The organism is Pseudomonas mandelii (assembly GCF_002251635.1).
GTDB classification, from domain to species: domain Bacteria; phylum Pseudomonadota; class Gammaproteobacteria; order Pseudomonadales; family Pseudomonadaceae; genus Aquipseudomonas; species Aquipseudomonas mandelii_B.
The window spans coordinates 20,764-37,130 of record NZ_NMOJ01000004.1 but is presented as its reverse complement, the minus strand read 5'-3'; the positions used below and the strand labels follow the sequence as shown (position 1 = coordinate 37,130).

Sequence of the window (16,367 nt, the reverse complement as noted above, 5' to 3'; positions counted from 1 at the left end):
ACAAATAGGTGACATCTTACACTGTAGGACGAAATGTCCGACTCGGGATTTTTCCTCGGCGTACAGTCAATGCGCAAATTCGCTGCAACTTTTTCAGTCGTCGCAGACTCCATTGTTCACTGCCCATTTACCTGCAAGGAGTACCCAATGGCCCGGAAAACCGCCGCACAAGTTGCCGAAGACCAGATCAAGGATCAGGCATTCAGCGAACTTCAATCCCTGATCGAAGAGTCGGAAAAACTGCTCAAAAGCAGCGCTTCTCTGGTGGGTGAGGAAGCAGAGACCCTTCGCGGGCAAATCGCCCAGAAACTCCAGCAAGCCCGGGATTCGGTCAGCAGTGTTCGTGACCGTACCAAACCGGTGGTCGACGCGACCGAGACCTACATCGGAGGCCATCCATGGCAAACCGTAGCGATCTCTGCCGGATTCGGCCTGGTGGTCGGGTTGTTGCTGGGCCGTCGTTAAACGATCCCGCTTCAACGGCAACACAGCAAAAAGGCGAGCATTGAGCTCGCCTTTTTCATGCCNNNTNTTTCATGCCTGTGTTTTGCTCAGGTCTCAGAGCCCTGCCAGTGCTCGCAAGTTCGTCAATGTTTGAGCATTCAGTTCGATACCGTGAGCGTTGGACTGGGCTCGCTGGTGGTGACGTCGATCACCCGGCAGGCGCTTGAGCCCCACGCCGTGCATCTGCCGCACCAGTTCCTGGCTGCGCTCGGCGAAATTCTGCCCGGCGGCCTTGCTCGGGTCGATCACGATCAGCAGCTGGCCGGTCCACGGTGTTTTGGCCCCGGGGTGATCCGACCAATTGAATTCAAATGAGAAGTTGCCCCCGGTGAGCGCCGCTGCCAACAACTCGACCATCATCGACAGCGCCGAGCCTTTGTGGCCGCCAAACGGCAACAACGCCCCGCCCTCAAGAATCGCCTTNGGATCCTGAGTCGGCTGGCCAAGGCTGTCCACGCCCATGCCCGCCGGCAAGCGCTCACCTTTGCGTGCGGCAATCTGCACGTCACCGTGGGCGATGGCGCTGGTGGCCAGGTCAAACACAATGGGCGCGCCGTCTGCCCGGGGTGCGGCAAACGCAATGGGATTGGTGCCGAACAGGGGCCGATCGGCGCCATGCGGCACTACGCAGGTCATGCTGTTGACCACGCTCAGCGCCACCAGCCCTTCTTCGGCGAAGGGTTCGACATCCGGCCACAACGCGGCGAAATGATGGGAGTTGTGAATAGCCAGCAACGCGATCCCGGCGCTGCGAGCTTTTTCCACCAGCAGAGCCCGGGCGGCCGCAAGCGCGGGTTGGGCAAAACCATTAGCCGCGTCGACCCGGACAAACCCCGAGGCAACGTCCTCGACCACGGGCACGGCCTGGCCATTGACCCAGCCGCTCTTGAGTGTCGAGACGTAACCTGGAATACGAAACACGCCATGGCTGTGGGCGCCATCGCGTTCAGCGCCAGCGCAGTTGAGCGCCAGGGTCTTGGCGACATCGGCGGAGGTGCCGTGGCGCACGAAAATTTGCTCAAGCAATAGAACGAGCGCGTCGAAATCGAGCGATGGGGTGGTCGAACTGACGGCCACTTCGGGCGTTGCGGTCATCTGAAGCTCCAGTTTTATTATTGAATACGGGCACCAGGGGAAACGAGGTTGCTCGGCAACCAACAGCAGACGTCGATTAAGCGCTGTTGTACCGGCGTCCTGTCAAGTCTCGAGCGCCTGTTCGGCTCAAGCAATATGTACCGCACCGAAGCGCTCCGCTGACCTTAATGTTTTTCCTCAACCAATAGCCTGCGATGGCCGCTGATCGCAGCCAATGAGGAAAAACCATGACTGAACCCGTAGAGCCCTATTTTTTCGACGAGGCCGAACGCGCAGCCAATGCCAGGCACCCCGGTGAGCGCGAAAATGCGCTGAACTTTACCCTCGACGACCTGAAATGGCTGAAGCACGTTTATCTGGCCACCAACGCTGCCCGCGTTGCGCAAAAAGAGTCCATGCAGGCCTGCCAACTGTTGCTGAAGGTAACGGGCAAAGCGGACATTCCATTGACGGGTGCCTTTGCCCTGAGCCGGCCAGACGATGGAGAGGTCACGCTCTACACACCGTGGAAGGGTCTGATCAAGTTCGCGGACATGGCCGACCTCAAAAGCAAACTCAAGGAATGGCTGGCGCAGGCCACTGGCAAGCGCGAGCTGCTGCGCTTTCTCTCCATTGAACAACGCTGCGCTTTACCCGCCGCCACCGTTCCTGACATTGCTACGAAAGACATCGAAGGCGCGGTGTTCCAGGACCAGCAACTGACCCTCGATCACAATCAGGAACAGAACATCAAGGCGATGAAGGCTGAGCTGCTCAAGACGCCAACCCTGCAATCGATGCTGGACGACACCCTCAAGCATGCGTTGCACAAGGCATTCCCCACGCTGGACCAGCGCCTGACCCGCCTCAAGAGCTTCGTGAAGACGGTTTCAGCCTTCGACGGCAGCGAAGACCTGCACACGATTTCCTCGATCCCCCTGAGCGATGCACTCCTGCACTTCTACCTGACCAACCATTGGCCGACCGGCGATTCAAGGGTCTTCACCCATCCCGAGCACAGCGTGAGCAGCGACGCTGATAACCAGACGTGGGAAAGCGCAGTGAAAGAAATCGCGCAAAGCTTCACGCCGCACTTGCACAGCCTGCTCGACGTGTTCTGGAACACGCCCATGAGCACAGGCCTCTCCCGCTTTGCCTTTTTCACCGAGGGTTTGCGCGACACCTTTCACCTGAAGCTCCTGCTCCAGCGCCAGAACGGCATTTTAACCACGCAGGAATACCTGCGACTGATGAACGTCAGCCTCCCGCCCGACGCGCACGATCCGCTTCGTATCGAGAAAATACGCGTAACCGCGCCCTTCAGGCATTTTGCCGAGCTGGCCTCGACTCTGATGATCGGGGGCACCAACACCCTGGGTTTTCTGTACTCCCCCTCCCGAGGTATCGAAGCGACGAGCCATCTGTCGGCGGTCAAAAAGATCGTGCTGGAGATGATGAAAGCCGAAGGGCATGAAGACACCTTGCTCAACTTCATGTCGCTGGACGAACGCGCCACCTTTCTTGCGTTGGAGCCGGTTGAGCGCCTGATTGATGGCAAACCGGTGATCGGCCCGGTGTTCACACAGTTGATGGCCGACATCCTTGGCAAGCAACGGGACAACCTGTCCCACGCGCTGAGCCGCTTGCGCGAAAGTGAAGGTACGCTCGACCCCCATGCCTTGCTCGACAGCGCCCTGGATGTCCGGGGATTGATCGATGACCGTCTGCTGGCCTCTGACCCTTCAGGACGCTGGAGTACACGGGTTGATCGGCGCGGCGGCGGGCAACCGGCCACCGTGCGCGCCGAGTCGGCCAAAGAGGAGTTGTCGCTGCTCGATTCTGTCGAGCAGGCACTCGATGAACGCCTTGAAAAACACCCGGCCATCTCCACGGCAACCCGCACGATCGACGATGCGGAACGCGTCCTGGGGTCGTCCGTGGCGAGTTTGCAATCGACGTTTACTCACACGCTGTCAACGGCATTGCGCAGTGAACTGAAGCTGCGAGCCGTATCGCGCACGTTGGGTACGACAGAACAGGTGATCATCAAAACCGTGCTCGATAGCCCGATACATCTGCAAAGAGCGGCATTGAACGGTTTTTTGCCGGACGTGTTTTCCCTGGCGCTGAAAACCGGCGACGCGACGGAGCCGTTGAAACTGGCCAGTTGTTTTGTGCTGACTGAACGAGGCGGCCAGGACCCTGTGCATTCGGGCAAGGCGATTTTGTGGACACCCGCGTTGGGGTTTGAAGCCTTCAAGGCGTTAACCCCGTTGCTGACCGAACTCGGTCGACGCGTTGCCGACGTCAACCATCGCTCAACGCTGCTGGAGAACCTTGGCCGCAACGAGCGCTTGCCTGGCAAGACCTACACGTTGGCGCCCCTGCAGCGGGTTTATGGGCACTTTCTTGATTATCTGCAAAAACCCTATGTGCACCTGAACCCGGCGTTTCTGACCGATGCGCTGGCGACAAAGCTCTCCGTCACGCCGCTGACCCATCTCCTGAACCTCGTCTCGCTGCGAAAGCCAATGACAGGTCTCGACCGCGCCATCGACATTGCGCGGTCACTGACGACCCGACAAAAACTGCCGGCATGGCTGGCCCAGGCGTCCGTCATAGAACTGATTGTGCATGCCGAGCTGCTTGAGCAATACCGCAACAACGTTAAGGACGACCAGGATTACCTGAGCGGCATACGGTCACTGCAACGCACGGCACACCACGAACTTGAAAAACAACTCAAGGCAGACGACTTCAACATCAACCCGGACAACGTCCAGGTGCACGTCAGTGCCCGACCGACATCGGCGGCCCACACTCAAACCCTGACCGACTTTGCCTTGACTCACCTCAAGACGCTGGATCAGCTGCATTTCAAGCTGGTATCGCTTGATAGCACCGTGATTCCCGAGGGCATGGACGAACGCTACATCAAAGACCTGATCCGCAACCTGAAACCGGGCGAGCATCAGCAGAAATTAGTGAGCGAAGCCCTGGCGGACACCCCGGCGAACGCAGACCGCAGGAAGCGTTTCTACACACAATTGCCCTGGCAGTTGATGCACTACGCCCACGGGGAAAAACTCCAGGAGCGTCTGAGCGAGACCGGGTTTGACCTGATCCGGCAAGTCATGGACATGCCTGACGCCATCGCCCGCGTAACGGTCGACGGTGCCCATGCAATCATCCGTCCGCTTGAGTTCCTCGGTATCAAGCAGGACCAATCGATCAAAGTGCCCGGTGTTTATCTGATCGGCTCAACGGCGGATCGCACTGCACCCCAAGTGCTGATTGCGCCTCACAGCCCTGGACACGGGGTCAAAGAGTATGAAAATGAAGTTCAACTGCTGACAGAACTGAAGACCCGCGGACCGCTGCTCGACTGGCTGCTCCTGAATTTGCAGAACCCTGACCGGACGCTGCTGGAAACCCGGATGGCGACCACCCATCACCGCGTTGCCAGTACCGCGTCGTCGAGTACCACCACACTGGCCTCTCATCCGATCAAGGGGAATCTGTTCAAACACCTGCTCAATGACAACGCCGCCTTGCTGGGCCGATTGCTCGGTTGCCAGTCCGATGACCAAAAACAGGGCGAATGGGCAACCATCAAACATGTGCTGGGCGAAGACCTGCACGAGGCCTATACATTTTTCATGGGCAAACTCGCCTACCCGGAAACGGTATGGCGCAGTTACCGCGACATCAAGCAATCCGCCGAAGACCTGCAAACCCATAAATGGGGGGCCGCCATCAAAGAGTTCATCAGCGGCATGGCCGAACTCTCCACGCTGCGCCAAACACTGGGGGATTCAACGCTGCTGTCGTCGACACCGGCCCTACCGGCACCGGAACAACCCGATACCCGGCTCAAATGGCGAGACATCGACGTCACAGGGCCCGAACGCACGCAGCTCAAGCGCCACGAAAGCATCAATGTCGATCTGGGTTCGCTGACATCAGACGCAACGCTTGGGCTGTACACCCACCCGACGACAAAACAACACTACGGGCCGGTTGAGGGAAAGGTGTTTCCAGTCATCAAGCGCGGCAACCGCTGGCGCATCGGCGACACCCACACGCTGGGCCCTCATCTGCGCCAGAACGAATCGAAGCAATGGCTGCTTGATGGGCGAGAATCGGCACCTCGCTTCAGTCTGTTTGGACGGGTCGATACTGCAATATCGGTTTTTGACGGCATGAACGTCGATGCCATGGGCATGTCCCGTATCCGTCGACTGTTTCCGCAGAAGGCCCGTCAGATTGACGAAGCGCTGGACCTGGCCACCACCTATGCCTGGAACAGCTATCGAAACCTGCAACTGCTCAAGTCCTCCGACGATACCGTCACGCCCGTGCATCAACTCATCATGGATTTCCTCGGTGTGCAGCACGTGCTGCCCGCGCATGTCGAGCAGATTGAAAAAGTCATCGGCGACCTTTTTGCAGCGTTGCTGGAGCCATCACTGAGGAAGCCGAAGTCCAGTCGTTTTGCCGTCGGCAGGCTGACCGAAGACGCACAAAACACCTTCGCCTTCATCGTGGCGAACGACACAAACCGGAGAATTCACCTTGCAGAAAAATTCTTCAATCCTGGATTCGACCACTACCGCCAACACCTGACCGACGCGGCCTTTCCGATCGACACCCATGCACGGGCGGTGACTTTGATTCATGAGTTGTCGCACATGGCCTGTCATACCGAGGACATTTCTTATCTCGACCCCGGCAGACCGTTCACCGATCTGATTGGAACAGCCTCCCCCCTCGCGGCTGAACTCAAACGCGCCTTGGCCAACGTGCAGAAAACGGCGCTCTCGATCCAGACCCCCTATACCCGGCTGTTCATGAGCCAGGATCCTGATACCGGTGTGTGGGAAGATCCGGGCAGCACCTCCTACGAGGAATCCGATCGCATAAAGGACCGTATTCTGGCGTTGACCGGCGCGGAAAACCTGAGCGGAGCCCGCGAAACGTTCAAGAAAAACCCGCTGGTCAGGCTGACCGTACAGTTGGGTAACGCCGACAGCGTGGCCTGGCTGGTCAGTCATCTGGGCCGTGAATTGCACGTCAGCACGCCCTGACGTCAAAAATAATTCTCATTTGATGGTTAATTGCCATGACGGCTGTTCTCGCAGGCTTCCCCTCAAGGTTAGAATGCAGGAAATCAGGATGAGTCAATGACCGACAACTCTCTCTCGCAAGCCGAATATGACGCCATCACCGATGCCGCTGCGCACTGGTGCATGCGTCTGCACGCCGTCGACTGCACCGCCGAAGAGCGGATCGCCTTCGAACATTGGCGTGATGTTCATCCGCTGCATGCGTTCGAGTACGAAGCCATGCTCGAGATCTGGGTCGTCGCGGGGGATTTGCCGCGTCCCGAAGCCGTTACATCGGTGGCTCGCTTCAAACCGGCCACGCCTTGGCGCGCGGTCGGCATCGCCGCCGCCGTGTGCGCCCTCGCGTTGCCGCTGGCGGCGTACAGCGGGTGGAACATGGGCTGGCTACCGAATTCGTATCAGCATTTCGAAGCGAGTGACACGGTCCGTCAGGTCACCCTGAGCGATGGCAGCCAGGTGGAATTGAACCTGGGCAGCGAGCTGACCTTCAGCAACTACAAGGATCAGCGCCGGGTCACGCTGGAAAAAGGCGAAGCCTTCTTCAGCGTCAGCCACGACCTGGCTCACCCTTTTGTTGTCAGGGCAGCGGACGGCAGGATTCGCGTCACCGGGACCAAGTTCAACGTCTGGATGTACGAGGATCAGGTACGCGTGAACCTGATTGAAGGCTCGGTTCTGGTCAGCAGCAACGATGACCTTCCGGGGGATGGCTTGCGCCTGGGGCCGGCGATGCAGGCGCGTTATAAACACGGCGACTTCACCCCGCAGATCAATCAGACCTACCCCAACGACAATTCCCTGGCGTGGCGCAGTGGCAAACTGGTGCTCGATGATCTGGCGCTGAACGATGCCCTGCCGTTGATCAACCGGTACCTGAGCAAACCGATCATGGTCGCTGACCACAGCACCGGCACGATTCGCCTGGGTGGCATCTACAACATCAAGGAACTGAACAACCTGGTGGCTTCCCTGCCCAAGGTACTGCCGGTCTACCTGACCCGTAACAAGGAAGGTAATCCGGTACTCAATGCGATCCCGCAACAAGCCCCTAAAAGCTGAAAAGGCCGCAACCCTCAAGGGGATGCGGCCTTTTTTACGGTTTGAATCGCCCTCTTACTGAGCGGCCACCTTCCCGGCTTTTTCATCCTGCTCGCGGATCGTCTGCGCCTGGTACTGCGGATCTGACGTGATCTGTTGCTCGGTAAACGGCAACGGGCTCAGCTGCTTCTTCGAAAAGGCAACGGTCTGATCCCGTGAATACTTCGACGTCGGGTCGCTGGACAACGAGAATGCCAGCAGGCCTTGGGCGTGCGGCCCTTTGTCATCAAAGGTCACCACTTGCAAATAGCTGGTGCCGCTGATGACTTCGAGTTTGCCATCGCTTCTCGGCACGCTTTGAATGGCGTTGTACACGCCCAGCGTGCCTGGCCCGCCGTGGATCGGTGTCTGTTGCCCGCCGCTGCTGACCACCTGAATATCACCCCAACGGCTGCCATCCTTGAGTCCCCGTTTTGTGACCTGCTCCACCGACGCCAGCATCGCCTCGCGAATCGCCTGGGTGACCTGCGGATTATCGAGCGCCAAGCCACGCGGCGTGTGCTGCGGATCTTTCGGATCGAACGCCACTCGCCAGATGTCTGGGACTTGCTGCAACGGTTCCATGACGTTCTGGAAGTGTACAAAGCCGAGTCCGCTGTCCAGATTCGCGCTGCGGTCCCACGCCTTGAGACTGGCACACAACGGAGCGAGCGTGGCGGCATCGGCGCCCAGAGCGCTGGCGCAAAATTGCAGCAGGTCCGGCATCACTTGCCCGGCCTGGTACACCTGATCGTCCATCACCATCCGTTGCAGATCCGCCGCCGAGACCGGGCCTGCCTTGCTCAGCGTGCTCAAGCGGTCCAGGGCGAACCGCGAGCGCAGCCCCAGCGGCTGGCCTTCCTGACTGATCAGGGGTGAGAAACCGGTGAGCGGTTGCGCCGGGTTGGCCATCCATGCCGAATCGTTGGAGTGCTGGACGTAGTCTTTACGCTGCAGTTGCGGCAACTTGTCCGCCGCATAAATGCCTTTTTGCGCGGCGTTCGGGTCGATGTCCCAGGCGCAGGCGCTGTTAGAACCGTCGAGCACGATCAACTGCAACCCGACGCGCGGGTCGCTGCATTGCGCAAGTTTGGCGGCGCTGACGTTGGGCACCACCGACAGGTTCATGTACAGGCTCTGGCCCTGGTCATCGGCGGCCAGGGTGTTGACCCACGGGATGCCTTGAGNCTTGTGCACCGAGGCCTGCAAATCCTTGAGGCTGGTGGCCTGATTCATGGCGTACCACTGCTGCAACACTCGGTCGTTTTCCAGGTTGGCATCGCGCAGGCTGTAAGCGTACTTATTGTCCCAGTCGAGTTTTCCGGGCCACTGCACGATCGGTCCGAACTGCGAGCTGTAGACCACGTGGGACACCGCTTTGGTCTGGCCGTCGGACTGTTTCACGTTCACCGTCACGGTCTGCTTGTTCATCGGCAGCGACTTGCCGTCGAGCAGATAACGGGTCGAATCCTTGGGATCAAGTTGCAGGCGATACAGGGTGAAGTGCTTGGACGTGTCCACGGTGTGGGTCCACGCCAGGTGCTGGTTGAAGCCGATATTGATCATCGGTAAACCCGGCAACGCGGCACCCATCACGTCCAATTGGCCGGGAATGGTCAGGTGCATTTCATAAAAGCGCATGCCACCGACCCAAGGGAAATGTGGGTTTGCAAGCAACATACCGCGACCATTGAATGAACGATCACGGCCCACNGCCACCGCGTTGCTGCCGCGATCCAGCGCGAACCGTTGCATGCGCGTAGCCGCCAGCTGAAACGACGCCCCCTCGCCCACTGCCCGAGCAACGGCCTTGGGTGGCGTCGCCCCCGCCAGCGCTTCGGCGAACTGCCCTACTCCACCTTCGACCAACAGACGGCGAGTCAACTTGACCAGGTCCTGCGAGGTGATGTCACGTACCCATTCACCCTGGCACTGCTGCGGCAAACCTTGTGCATGGCGCTCGGCCAGCGCGCGGTTGTACCCGGCGACATAACCTTCGACCAGATCACGCACTGGCGGGGTTTGCGCCTTCCAGAACGCGGCGACGGCTTCAGGGGTATTGAGCCAGGTGAAGAACAGGTCGCTGACCTGGTTCTCGCGTTCCTCGACCGTCAGCTGGTCCGGGCCGAAATAGCGTGAACGCTCGCCATTGACGGTGACAATCTCATTGGCCAGCAGGCACAGGTTGTCCTGGGCGTAGGCGTAACCGATGCCATAGCCNAGCCCACGCTCGTTTTCGGCACGAATATGCGGCACACCAAAACTGGTGCGGCGAATGTCGGCGCTGGCCTGCTCCGGCGCACTGCGTGCATTTGCCGCAAGACTCAGTCCCACCAACATGCCCGCAAGGCTCAACCTGGTTAATTGCCTGGAAATAATCACGCTCGCTCCTGATCGAAAAGACAAACACCCTGCGTCAAACACGCATCGCGCCTTCCCCTAGGAACGAAACCCACAACAAAAATTTAGGCCGCAAAAGGCACTTTATCCCGCCTTCTCACAGGGCAATGACATGACGGTGACGAATTTTCTACATTCGAGCCTTCATTATTTGCGGTGCTCATACGTCTTATTGAATGAGAGCACCCATCACATTTCCTGGCCGGCTCGGAAAAGGAGTTTTTGCATGTACAACTCGCAACTGCCAATGGACGGTAGTCACGCGCCAAAAGGCTCAGCCATGGGCTCTGGCGTTTTCAGTCAACGAGGCGAGCGCAATGGTAACGAACGGATCAGATTGCTGCTCAAGAGCTATGGTCTGCGAACCAGCCTGATTCGCCTCAAGGTTATCGACGCCTTGCTGAGCGCCGCCGAAAGTGAGCGCAGCCTGGGTGTTCGCGGCGTGCACAGCCATTTGCTGGANCTGGGNATCCCGCTGTCGTTTCTGAGCGTGCGTGAGGTACTCAAGCGCCTGTGCACCGAGGGCGTGATCACCCTCAATGCCGATAAAAGCTACAGCCTGCACCCGCACGCTGTAGCCATGCTCCATCGCGACTGATCAGCTCAAGGTGCGTCGATCAAGGCTTGACCTTGCGACGCATCACGCCATTGACCACCACCACGATCACCGCGACGCCGATGGCGATGTACTGAAACAGCTTCTCGCTGATGACGCCTGTGTTTTGCAGATACGAAAGGCCGAACATGATCCCCAAGACCACCAGGGAGATCAGAATCGAGTATTTCAAACGTTGCGACTGAGTCATTGCGAATTCCTGAACCTGAAAAATGTGTCCGGTTTGTATCCGAAAGCATGCCAAGCCCCTACCTTTGTGCGGGAATGGGACGCTGCAAACGGGGTCTCATGTTACAGCCGATGAAGAGATTTGGCTTTATTGCGGCGATAACCATGAGGATTTTCAAATGTTCCGTCGAATCACACGGTTGATTCCCCTGCTCGCGCTGCTGACGCTGAGCGGCTGCATCGTTTTCCCCCACGGCGGCTGGCACGGCGACCACCATTACGATCGCGGTGGACCGGGTTATTACCAGCATCGATAACGTATGACGCGTACGTAATTGAACATCCACTTGTAGGAAAAATGCATATCCCGTTCACGGCTTAACCAATGCCCGCCCCGTTGCGGGCATTTTTCGTACATACACTTTCACTTGTTTTTTACTGCCCGCCCCCCCATCGAAACCTGGCGAAAACTATTGAAGCTTTCAGTCTTAATAGTCCGTTTGAGGTATCCATACTCGCTTGATTAATCTTGGCGCATCGCAATAAGACCCGCTATTTAACTTCACGAAGAAGAACAGGGATGCCATGCACCAACCGCTCATAAACATCAGGCCCTATCAGGTATTAGGCTTTTGCCTTGCCATCACTTTTTTTGAACTTCTGACGTATATGGCCAGCGACATGATCATGCCGGCCATGTTGACCGTTACTTATGAATTGAATGCCAGCGGGAGTCACGTCCCCTATGCCTTCAATCTCTATCTGGCGGGCGGCATTCTTCTGCAATGGCTTATTGGTCCACTGTCGGACCGGTTCGGTCGCCGACCGATGTTGCTCATCGGTTGTGCGTTATTCGCCCTGGCCTGTGCCGCGGCATTCAGCGTGCACAGCATTTATGCGTTCAACGGCTTGCGGCTGATTCAGGGCATGGGGCTGGGATTTGTCATCGCGGTCAGCTATCCCGCCTTGCAGGAAGTGTTCTGCGAAGCCGACGCGGTAAAAATCATGGCGTTGCTGGGCAACGTTGCATTGCTCTCTCCGCTGCTGGGGCCGTTGCTCGGCAGTCTGCTGCTGGAGTGGTTGTCCTGGCGGGAGCTGTTTTTACTGCTGGGTATCGGCGGCCTGTTCGTCTGGCTCGGGCTTTACCTGTTCATGCCGGAAACCGTGGGCACCTTGCGTCATGACGGTCAGCAACTGGCGGCGGTGCCGTTCGAATGGCGCGGCACCGTGCGCCGTTATGCCGCGTTGCTCGGCAATCCGCGATTCCTCAGCGCCTCGGTCGCGCTGGGGGTCATGAGCCTGCCCTTGATTGCGTGGATAGGGCTGGCGCCGCTCCTGTTAATTCACAATCAGGGCCTTTCACCCTTGCAGTACGGCCTGTGGCAGATCCCGGTGTTTGCGGCCGTCATTCTCGGCAACTTGATACTCAATCGATTGATTGCCGACACTGAATTGCCGCAACTGATTCGATATGCGTTGTGGCCGTTTTGCGGCGGGCTCATCGCCTTGCTCGCCAGCAGTTTCTACGGTGCCTCCACGCCTTTGCTGATCAGCGTCCTGGCCTTTTACGCCGTCGGCCTTGGCATGAGCAATGCCGCACTGTACCGGCTCGCGCTGTTTTCAAGCGACGACAGCAAGGGCCTGGTCTCGGCCATGATCGGCATGATCTCGATCGCTGTCATGGGCGGTGGCGGCTCGCTGATTGCGGCGGCCGGCGCCGGTGACAGCCACGAGTCCTTCGCCCTGATGGCGGCTATTGCAGGGCTCATGAGCCTGCTGCCCTTGCGCCTGTTTCTGCGGCGCTCCCACCTCCCGCTTGCTGCCTGACTCCACCCGATAGGTCCTTTGATGATTCATTTACCCCACACCGATGCGCTTTGCGCGTTAACGCAACCCTATTGCCTGGATTCCGTGCCTGAAGGCCTTTTCGACCGGGCCATGGGGGAAATCAGCCTGTTTCATTGTCACCACACGCCTGGCTATGAGCGCTGGCTCAACAGCAACGGGCTGGTCGCTCAAGACCTGGAAACACTGGATGACTGGTCAAGACTGCCGCCGATTTTCGCTCACTATTTCAAACGTCACCTGTTGTTCGGCCCCACGGGTGAAGGCGCGCTGGAGCTGACATCGTCCGGCACCAGCGGCCAGAAAAGTCGCCTGCGCTATGACCAGCGCAGCATGGCCGCCGCCCAAGGCATGGTGAGCCACATTTTTCGCCATTACGGCTGGGACACTCCGGACAGTCCCTGCAACTACTTGCTGCTGAGCTATGAACCCAAGGCTGCGATCACCTTGGGCACCGCCTACACCGACCAGTTTCTGTGCAGCTATGCGCCGGTCAACCGCATCGCCTATGGATTGCGCCTGACGGGTAATGGTCACGCGTTCGATGTGTTTGGGGTGATCCGCGCCTTGCAGGAATTCGCCGAAGAAGGATTGCCGGTGCGCATTCTCGGCTTCCCGGCGTTCCTGTCCCACGCGTTGCGGCACATGGAAGACACCGGCGTCGCGAATCTGCAGCTACCGGCCGAGTCACTGGTGTTTCTCGGCGGTGGTTGGAAAACCCAGGCCGCAGAGGAAATTCCTTTGTCGCAATTGTATGCACGCATCCACCGCCAATTGGGCATCGACCTGTCCCGCTGCCGGGACGGTTACGGCGCTGTCGAGCATGCCGTGCCCTACATCCAGTGTGCCCGGCAGCATTTCCATGTGCCGGTTTACTCGAAGGTCTTTGTGCGCAATCCATCCAATTTCACTGTTCAACCCTACGGTCAGCGCGGCTTGCTGGAGTTCGTGTCGCCGTACATTTCTTCCAGCCCCGCGCACGCCGTGGTCATGGGGGACCTGGCGACGCTGCACCCCGGTGCCAGCTGCGGATGCGGCTTGCAGACCGACTGGTTTGAACTGCATGGACGCGCCGGTACGACCGCCAGCCGAAGCTGCGCAATGGCCGCATCTGAACTGATTGGAGGAGCCTGACATGTACTTGATCAACGGAGAACTGCGCGACGATGTCACCCTCGAGACAGCCCTCGAGCAACTGCACCCACAACTGCCGCGACTGCTGAATGCACCGATCGACAGCGACACCGTCATCGACGCAGCGGCCCGATTTGCCCTGCAATTGCAAGCTGGCAGGCTGGATGTGCCCCTCGACAACGATCAACGATCGGGGCTTGTCGACTTCTGCCAGCGCAGCAACCTCATCACCAAACTTGAACGTGAGTTGGGTGTGCAACCGCGCTCGTTGCGACGTATCGATTACCGGCAAGCCTGTTTCGAAAGCTGGCATCCGCTGGGACTGGTGGTGCACATCACGCCGGGCAATGCGCCGATGCTGGCGTTCTGCGCGGTCCTGGAAAGCCTGTTGGCCGGCAACATCAACTGGTTGCGTCCCAGCTCCAGCGATGAAGGATTGACCGCGCAGTTACTCGCGGCGCTGGTGCATTGCGACACCCGTGGCCAGTTGGCTGATTTCATCGCGGTGCTGCCGGTCAGCACGGCTCAGATAGCGCAACTCTGCACCCGCGCCGATGGCGTCGCCGCTTGGGGCGGCGAACAAGCACTCAAGGCGATTCGCCAGCAGATCCCGGTCGGGTGTCGCTGGATCGATTGGGGCCACAGGATCAGCTTCGCTTATCTGTCGCCCGACGCGGCGAGTGCTTCGACGCTGGACGCGCTGGTGGATGAAGTGTGCAGTCTGGATCAACAAGCGTGTTCCAGCCCGCAATGGCTGTTGGTGGACAGCAACGATCCGGCGGTTTTGCGGGACCTGGGTGAACGCCTGGCCGAGGCCTTCACACGTCGCGCCTCACACTGGCCGGCGCTGATTCCTACCGACCAGGAGGCTTCGGAAATCACCACCCGCACCGCCATGGCGAGGCTGGAACACTGCTTTGCGCAGCGGACCGGTCAGGTCTGGACCGGCCCGGGATGGAACGTCATCTGGGATCACCACCAGACGCTCGCGCCCTCGCCGCTGTTTCGTACCCTGCTGCTCAAACCGGTGCCGCAACACTTGATCGCCGAGACGCTATTGCCTTGGCGCGCCGTCCTGCAAAGCTGCGTGTTGATGTGTTCTCCAGCGCAGACGCCGGGGCTGGTGCGCACGCTGGTCAATGCCGGCGTCACGCGTATCGCCCCGTGCGGGCTGATTCATGACGGCTACCCCGGAGAGCCCCATGACGGCGTCTACGCGCTGTCGCGCTTCAGTCGTCGCCTGTCGGTGAGTCTGTCGCCTGAGACAGTGCCTGGCCGGACAACGCTCGACGCGCTGCCGACCGCTGCGGATACATACCATGAGCCGATCATGGACAAAAACACATTCATGACCCAACCGGTCAACGCCATGGCACAGCTGTTTTTCCGCTCAGGGGGCAGCAGCGGCATGCCTGCCCTGGCCGGGTTCAGCTATCAGGACTTCCAACGGCAGATGCGCGCCGCGGCTGACGGCCTGTTCGCCGCCGGTCTCGACCCGTCATCGGATCGGGTGATGAACCTGTTTTACGGCGGCAGCCTGTATGGGGGCTTCTCCAGCTTCACCAAGGTTCTGGAATTGATGGGCGTTACGCATTTCCCCATGGGGGCGCCGCACGATGATGACTTCAGCGAAATCGCTCGAATGATCGTGGATCACCGCATCACCGTGCTGATCGGCATGCCGAGTACGTTGCATCGCTTGTTTTTCAACGAACAGAGCCAGCTCCGCGCGTACTCGGGCATCAACAAAGTGTTCCTAGGCGGTGAGCACCCCAGCCAGGCCAGCCTGCGCCTGATGGAAAGCTGCGGAGTCTCGACGATTCGCTCCGCGATCTATGGCTCTGTCGACGCCGGCCCGCTGGGGCATGCCTGCTCGGCAACGGCAGACGGCATCTTTCATTTGATGTGCGATACCCAGCATCTGGAAATCGTGCATCTCGAACACGATTACCCGGTGCAAGCCAATGAGATCGGCCGGCTGCTGTTCACCTCCCGGGCCCGGCAAGGCCAGGCCGTTCGCCGGTATGACGTGGGAGACACCGGTCGCTGGATAACCGGAGCCTGCCCTTGCGGGCTCGAGTCACCGCGATTCGAATTGCTGCAGCGCCACGGCAAGTTGATACGGATGGGCACGGAATTCATTTCACCGTCGGCGCTGCAGGGCAGCCTCGGCCTGCCTGTTCAATTTGTGCTGGACCACGCCTGCGATGGCAGCGAACGGCTGAAGGTTTTAGTGAACCTGAAGGCCGAAAAGGCTTATGAAAAGTTATTCACCCACGCCGCACTGACCAATGCCGTGAACGCCGCGCTCATCACGGTAGACGTTCACGAGTGTGCCGAATCCGAATTCACCAAAAACAAACACAGCGGAAAAATACCGTTGGTTATCGACAACAGACATTAAACATATCGTTTGATTTTTA

General features: G+C 59.0%; 11 protein-coding genes. 8 read left to right on the top strand and 3 right to left on the bottom strand.

Annotated features, from left to right (window positions below; translation table 11 throughout):
• The first annotated feature begins 147 nt into the window (after nucleotides 1–147).
• Nucleotides 148–465 carry an ElaB/YgaM/YqjD family protein gene (locus B7L09_RS00680; protein ID WP_094467336.1) on the top strand — a complete coding sequence of 106 codons (318 nt, stop codon included), beginning with the start codon at nucleotides 148–150 and terminating at the stop codon, nucleotides 463–465.
• A 93-nt stretch (nucleotides 466–558) separates the two neighbouring features.
• On the opposite strand, the gene B7L09_RS00675 is transcribed toward B7L09_RS00680, so the two are convergent.
• The gene (locus B7L09_RS00675; RefSeq protein WP_094467335.1) at nucleotides 559–1,599 is read right to left on the bottom strand and encodes an Ldh family oxidoreductase; all 1,041 of its coding nucleotides are present in this window, start codon (nucleotides 1,597–1,599) and stop codon (nucleotides 559–561) included.
• A gap of 227 nt (nucleotides 1,600–1,826) precedes the next feature.
• Between B7L09_RS00675 and B7L09_RS00670 the strand changes: the two genes are divergently transcribed.
• Together B7L09_RS00670 and B7L09_RS00665 are read left to right on the top strand one after the other, a co-directional pair.
• Nucleotides 1,827–6,665 carry a dermonecrotic toxin domain-containing protein gene (locus tag B7L09_RS00670; RefSeq protein ID WP_094467334.1) on the top strand — a complete coding sequence of 1,613 codons (4,839 nt, stop codon included), beginning with the start codon at nucleotides 1,827–1,829 and terminating at the stop codon, nucleotides 6,663–6,665.
• A gap of 96 nt (nucleotides 6,666–6,761) precedes the next feature.
• Entirely contained in the window at nucleotides 6,762–7,763 is a 1,002-nt protein-coding gene (locus B7L09_RS00665; RefSeq protein ID WP_094467333.1) for a FecR family protein, read from the top strand.
• Nucleotides 7,764–7,817: 54 nt separating this feature from the next.
• Here B7L09_RS00665 and pvdQ read toward each other — a convergent pair whose 3' ends face one another.
• Nucleotides 7,818–10,163 (bottom strand): bifunctional acylase PvdQ, encoded by a 2,346-nt coding sequence (gene pvdQ / locus B7L09_RS00660; RefSeq protein ID WP_094467332.1) that lies wholly within the window; start codon nucleotides 10,161–10,163, stop codon nucleotides 7,818–7,820.
• A 244-nt stretch (nucleotides 10,164–10,407) separates the two neighbouring features.
• Here pvdQ and B7L09_RS00655 point away from each other — a divergent pair, with 244 nt between their 5' ends.
• On the top strand, nucleotides 10,408–10,779 hold the full coding sequence (locus tag B7L09_RS00655) for a fe2+ zn2+ uptake regulation protein (RefSeq protein ID WP_094467331.1): 372 nt from the start codon (nucleotides 10,408–10,410) through the stop codon (nucleotides 10,777–10,779).
• Nucleotides 10,780–10,798: 19 nt separating this feature from the next.
• Here B7L09_RS00655 and B7L09_RS00650 read toward each other — a convergent pair whose 3' ends face one another.
• The gene (locus tag B7L09_RS00650) at nucleotides 10,799–10,987 is read right to left on the bottom strand and encodes a hypothetical protein (protein WP_059405111.1); all 189 of its coding nucleotides are present in this window, start codon (nucleotides 10,985–10,987) and stop codon (nucleotides 10,799–10,801) included.
• Between the two features lie 157 nt (nucleotides 10,988–11,144).
• On the opposite strand from B7L09_RS00650, the gene B7L09_RS31900 reads away from it, so the two are divergent.
• The 4 genes from B7L09_RS31900 to B7L09_RS00635 all read left to right on the top strand — a co-directional run bounded on the left by B7L09_RS31900 (nucleotide 11,145) and on the right by B7L09_RS00635 (nucleotide 16,348).
• Nucleotides 11,145–11,282, top strand: a complete 138-nt coding sequence (locus B7L09_RS31900) for a hypothetical protein (protein WP_176457653.1) — start codon at nucleotides 11,145–11,147, stop codon at nucleotides 11,280–11,282.
• 268 nt (nucleotides 11,283–11,550) lie between these two features.
• Nucleotides 11,551–12,792 (top strand): MdfA family multidrug efflux MFS transporter, encoded by a 1,242-nt coding sequence (locus B7L09_RS00645; protein WP_094467330.1) that lies wholly within the window; start codon nucleotides 11,551–11,553, stop codon nucleotides 12,790–12,792.
• Nucleotides 12,793–12,813: 21 nt separating this feature from the next.
• Nucleotides 12,814–13,944: a LuxE/PaaK family acyltransferase gene (locus B7L09_RS00640; RefSeq protein WP_094467329.1), complete on the top strand. Its 1,131-nt coding sequence runs from the start codon at nucleotides 12,814–12,816 to the stop codon at nucleotides 13,942–13,944.
• 1 nt (nucleotide 13,945) lies between these two features.
• On the top strand, nucleotides 13,946–16,348 hold the full coding sequence (locus B7L09_RS00635) for an aldehyde dehydrogenase family protein (RefSeq protein WP_094467328.1): 2,403 nt from the start codon (nucleotides 13,946–13,948) through the stop codon (nucleotides 16,346–16,348).
• Nucleotides 16,349–16,367 lie beyond the last annotated feature (19 nt).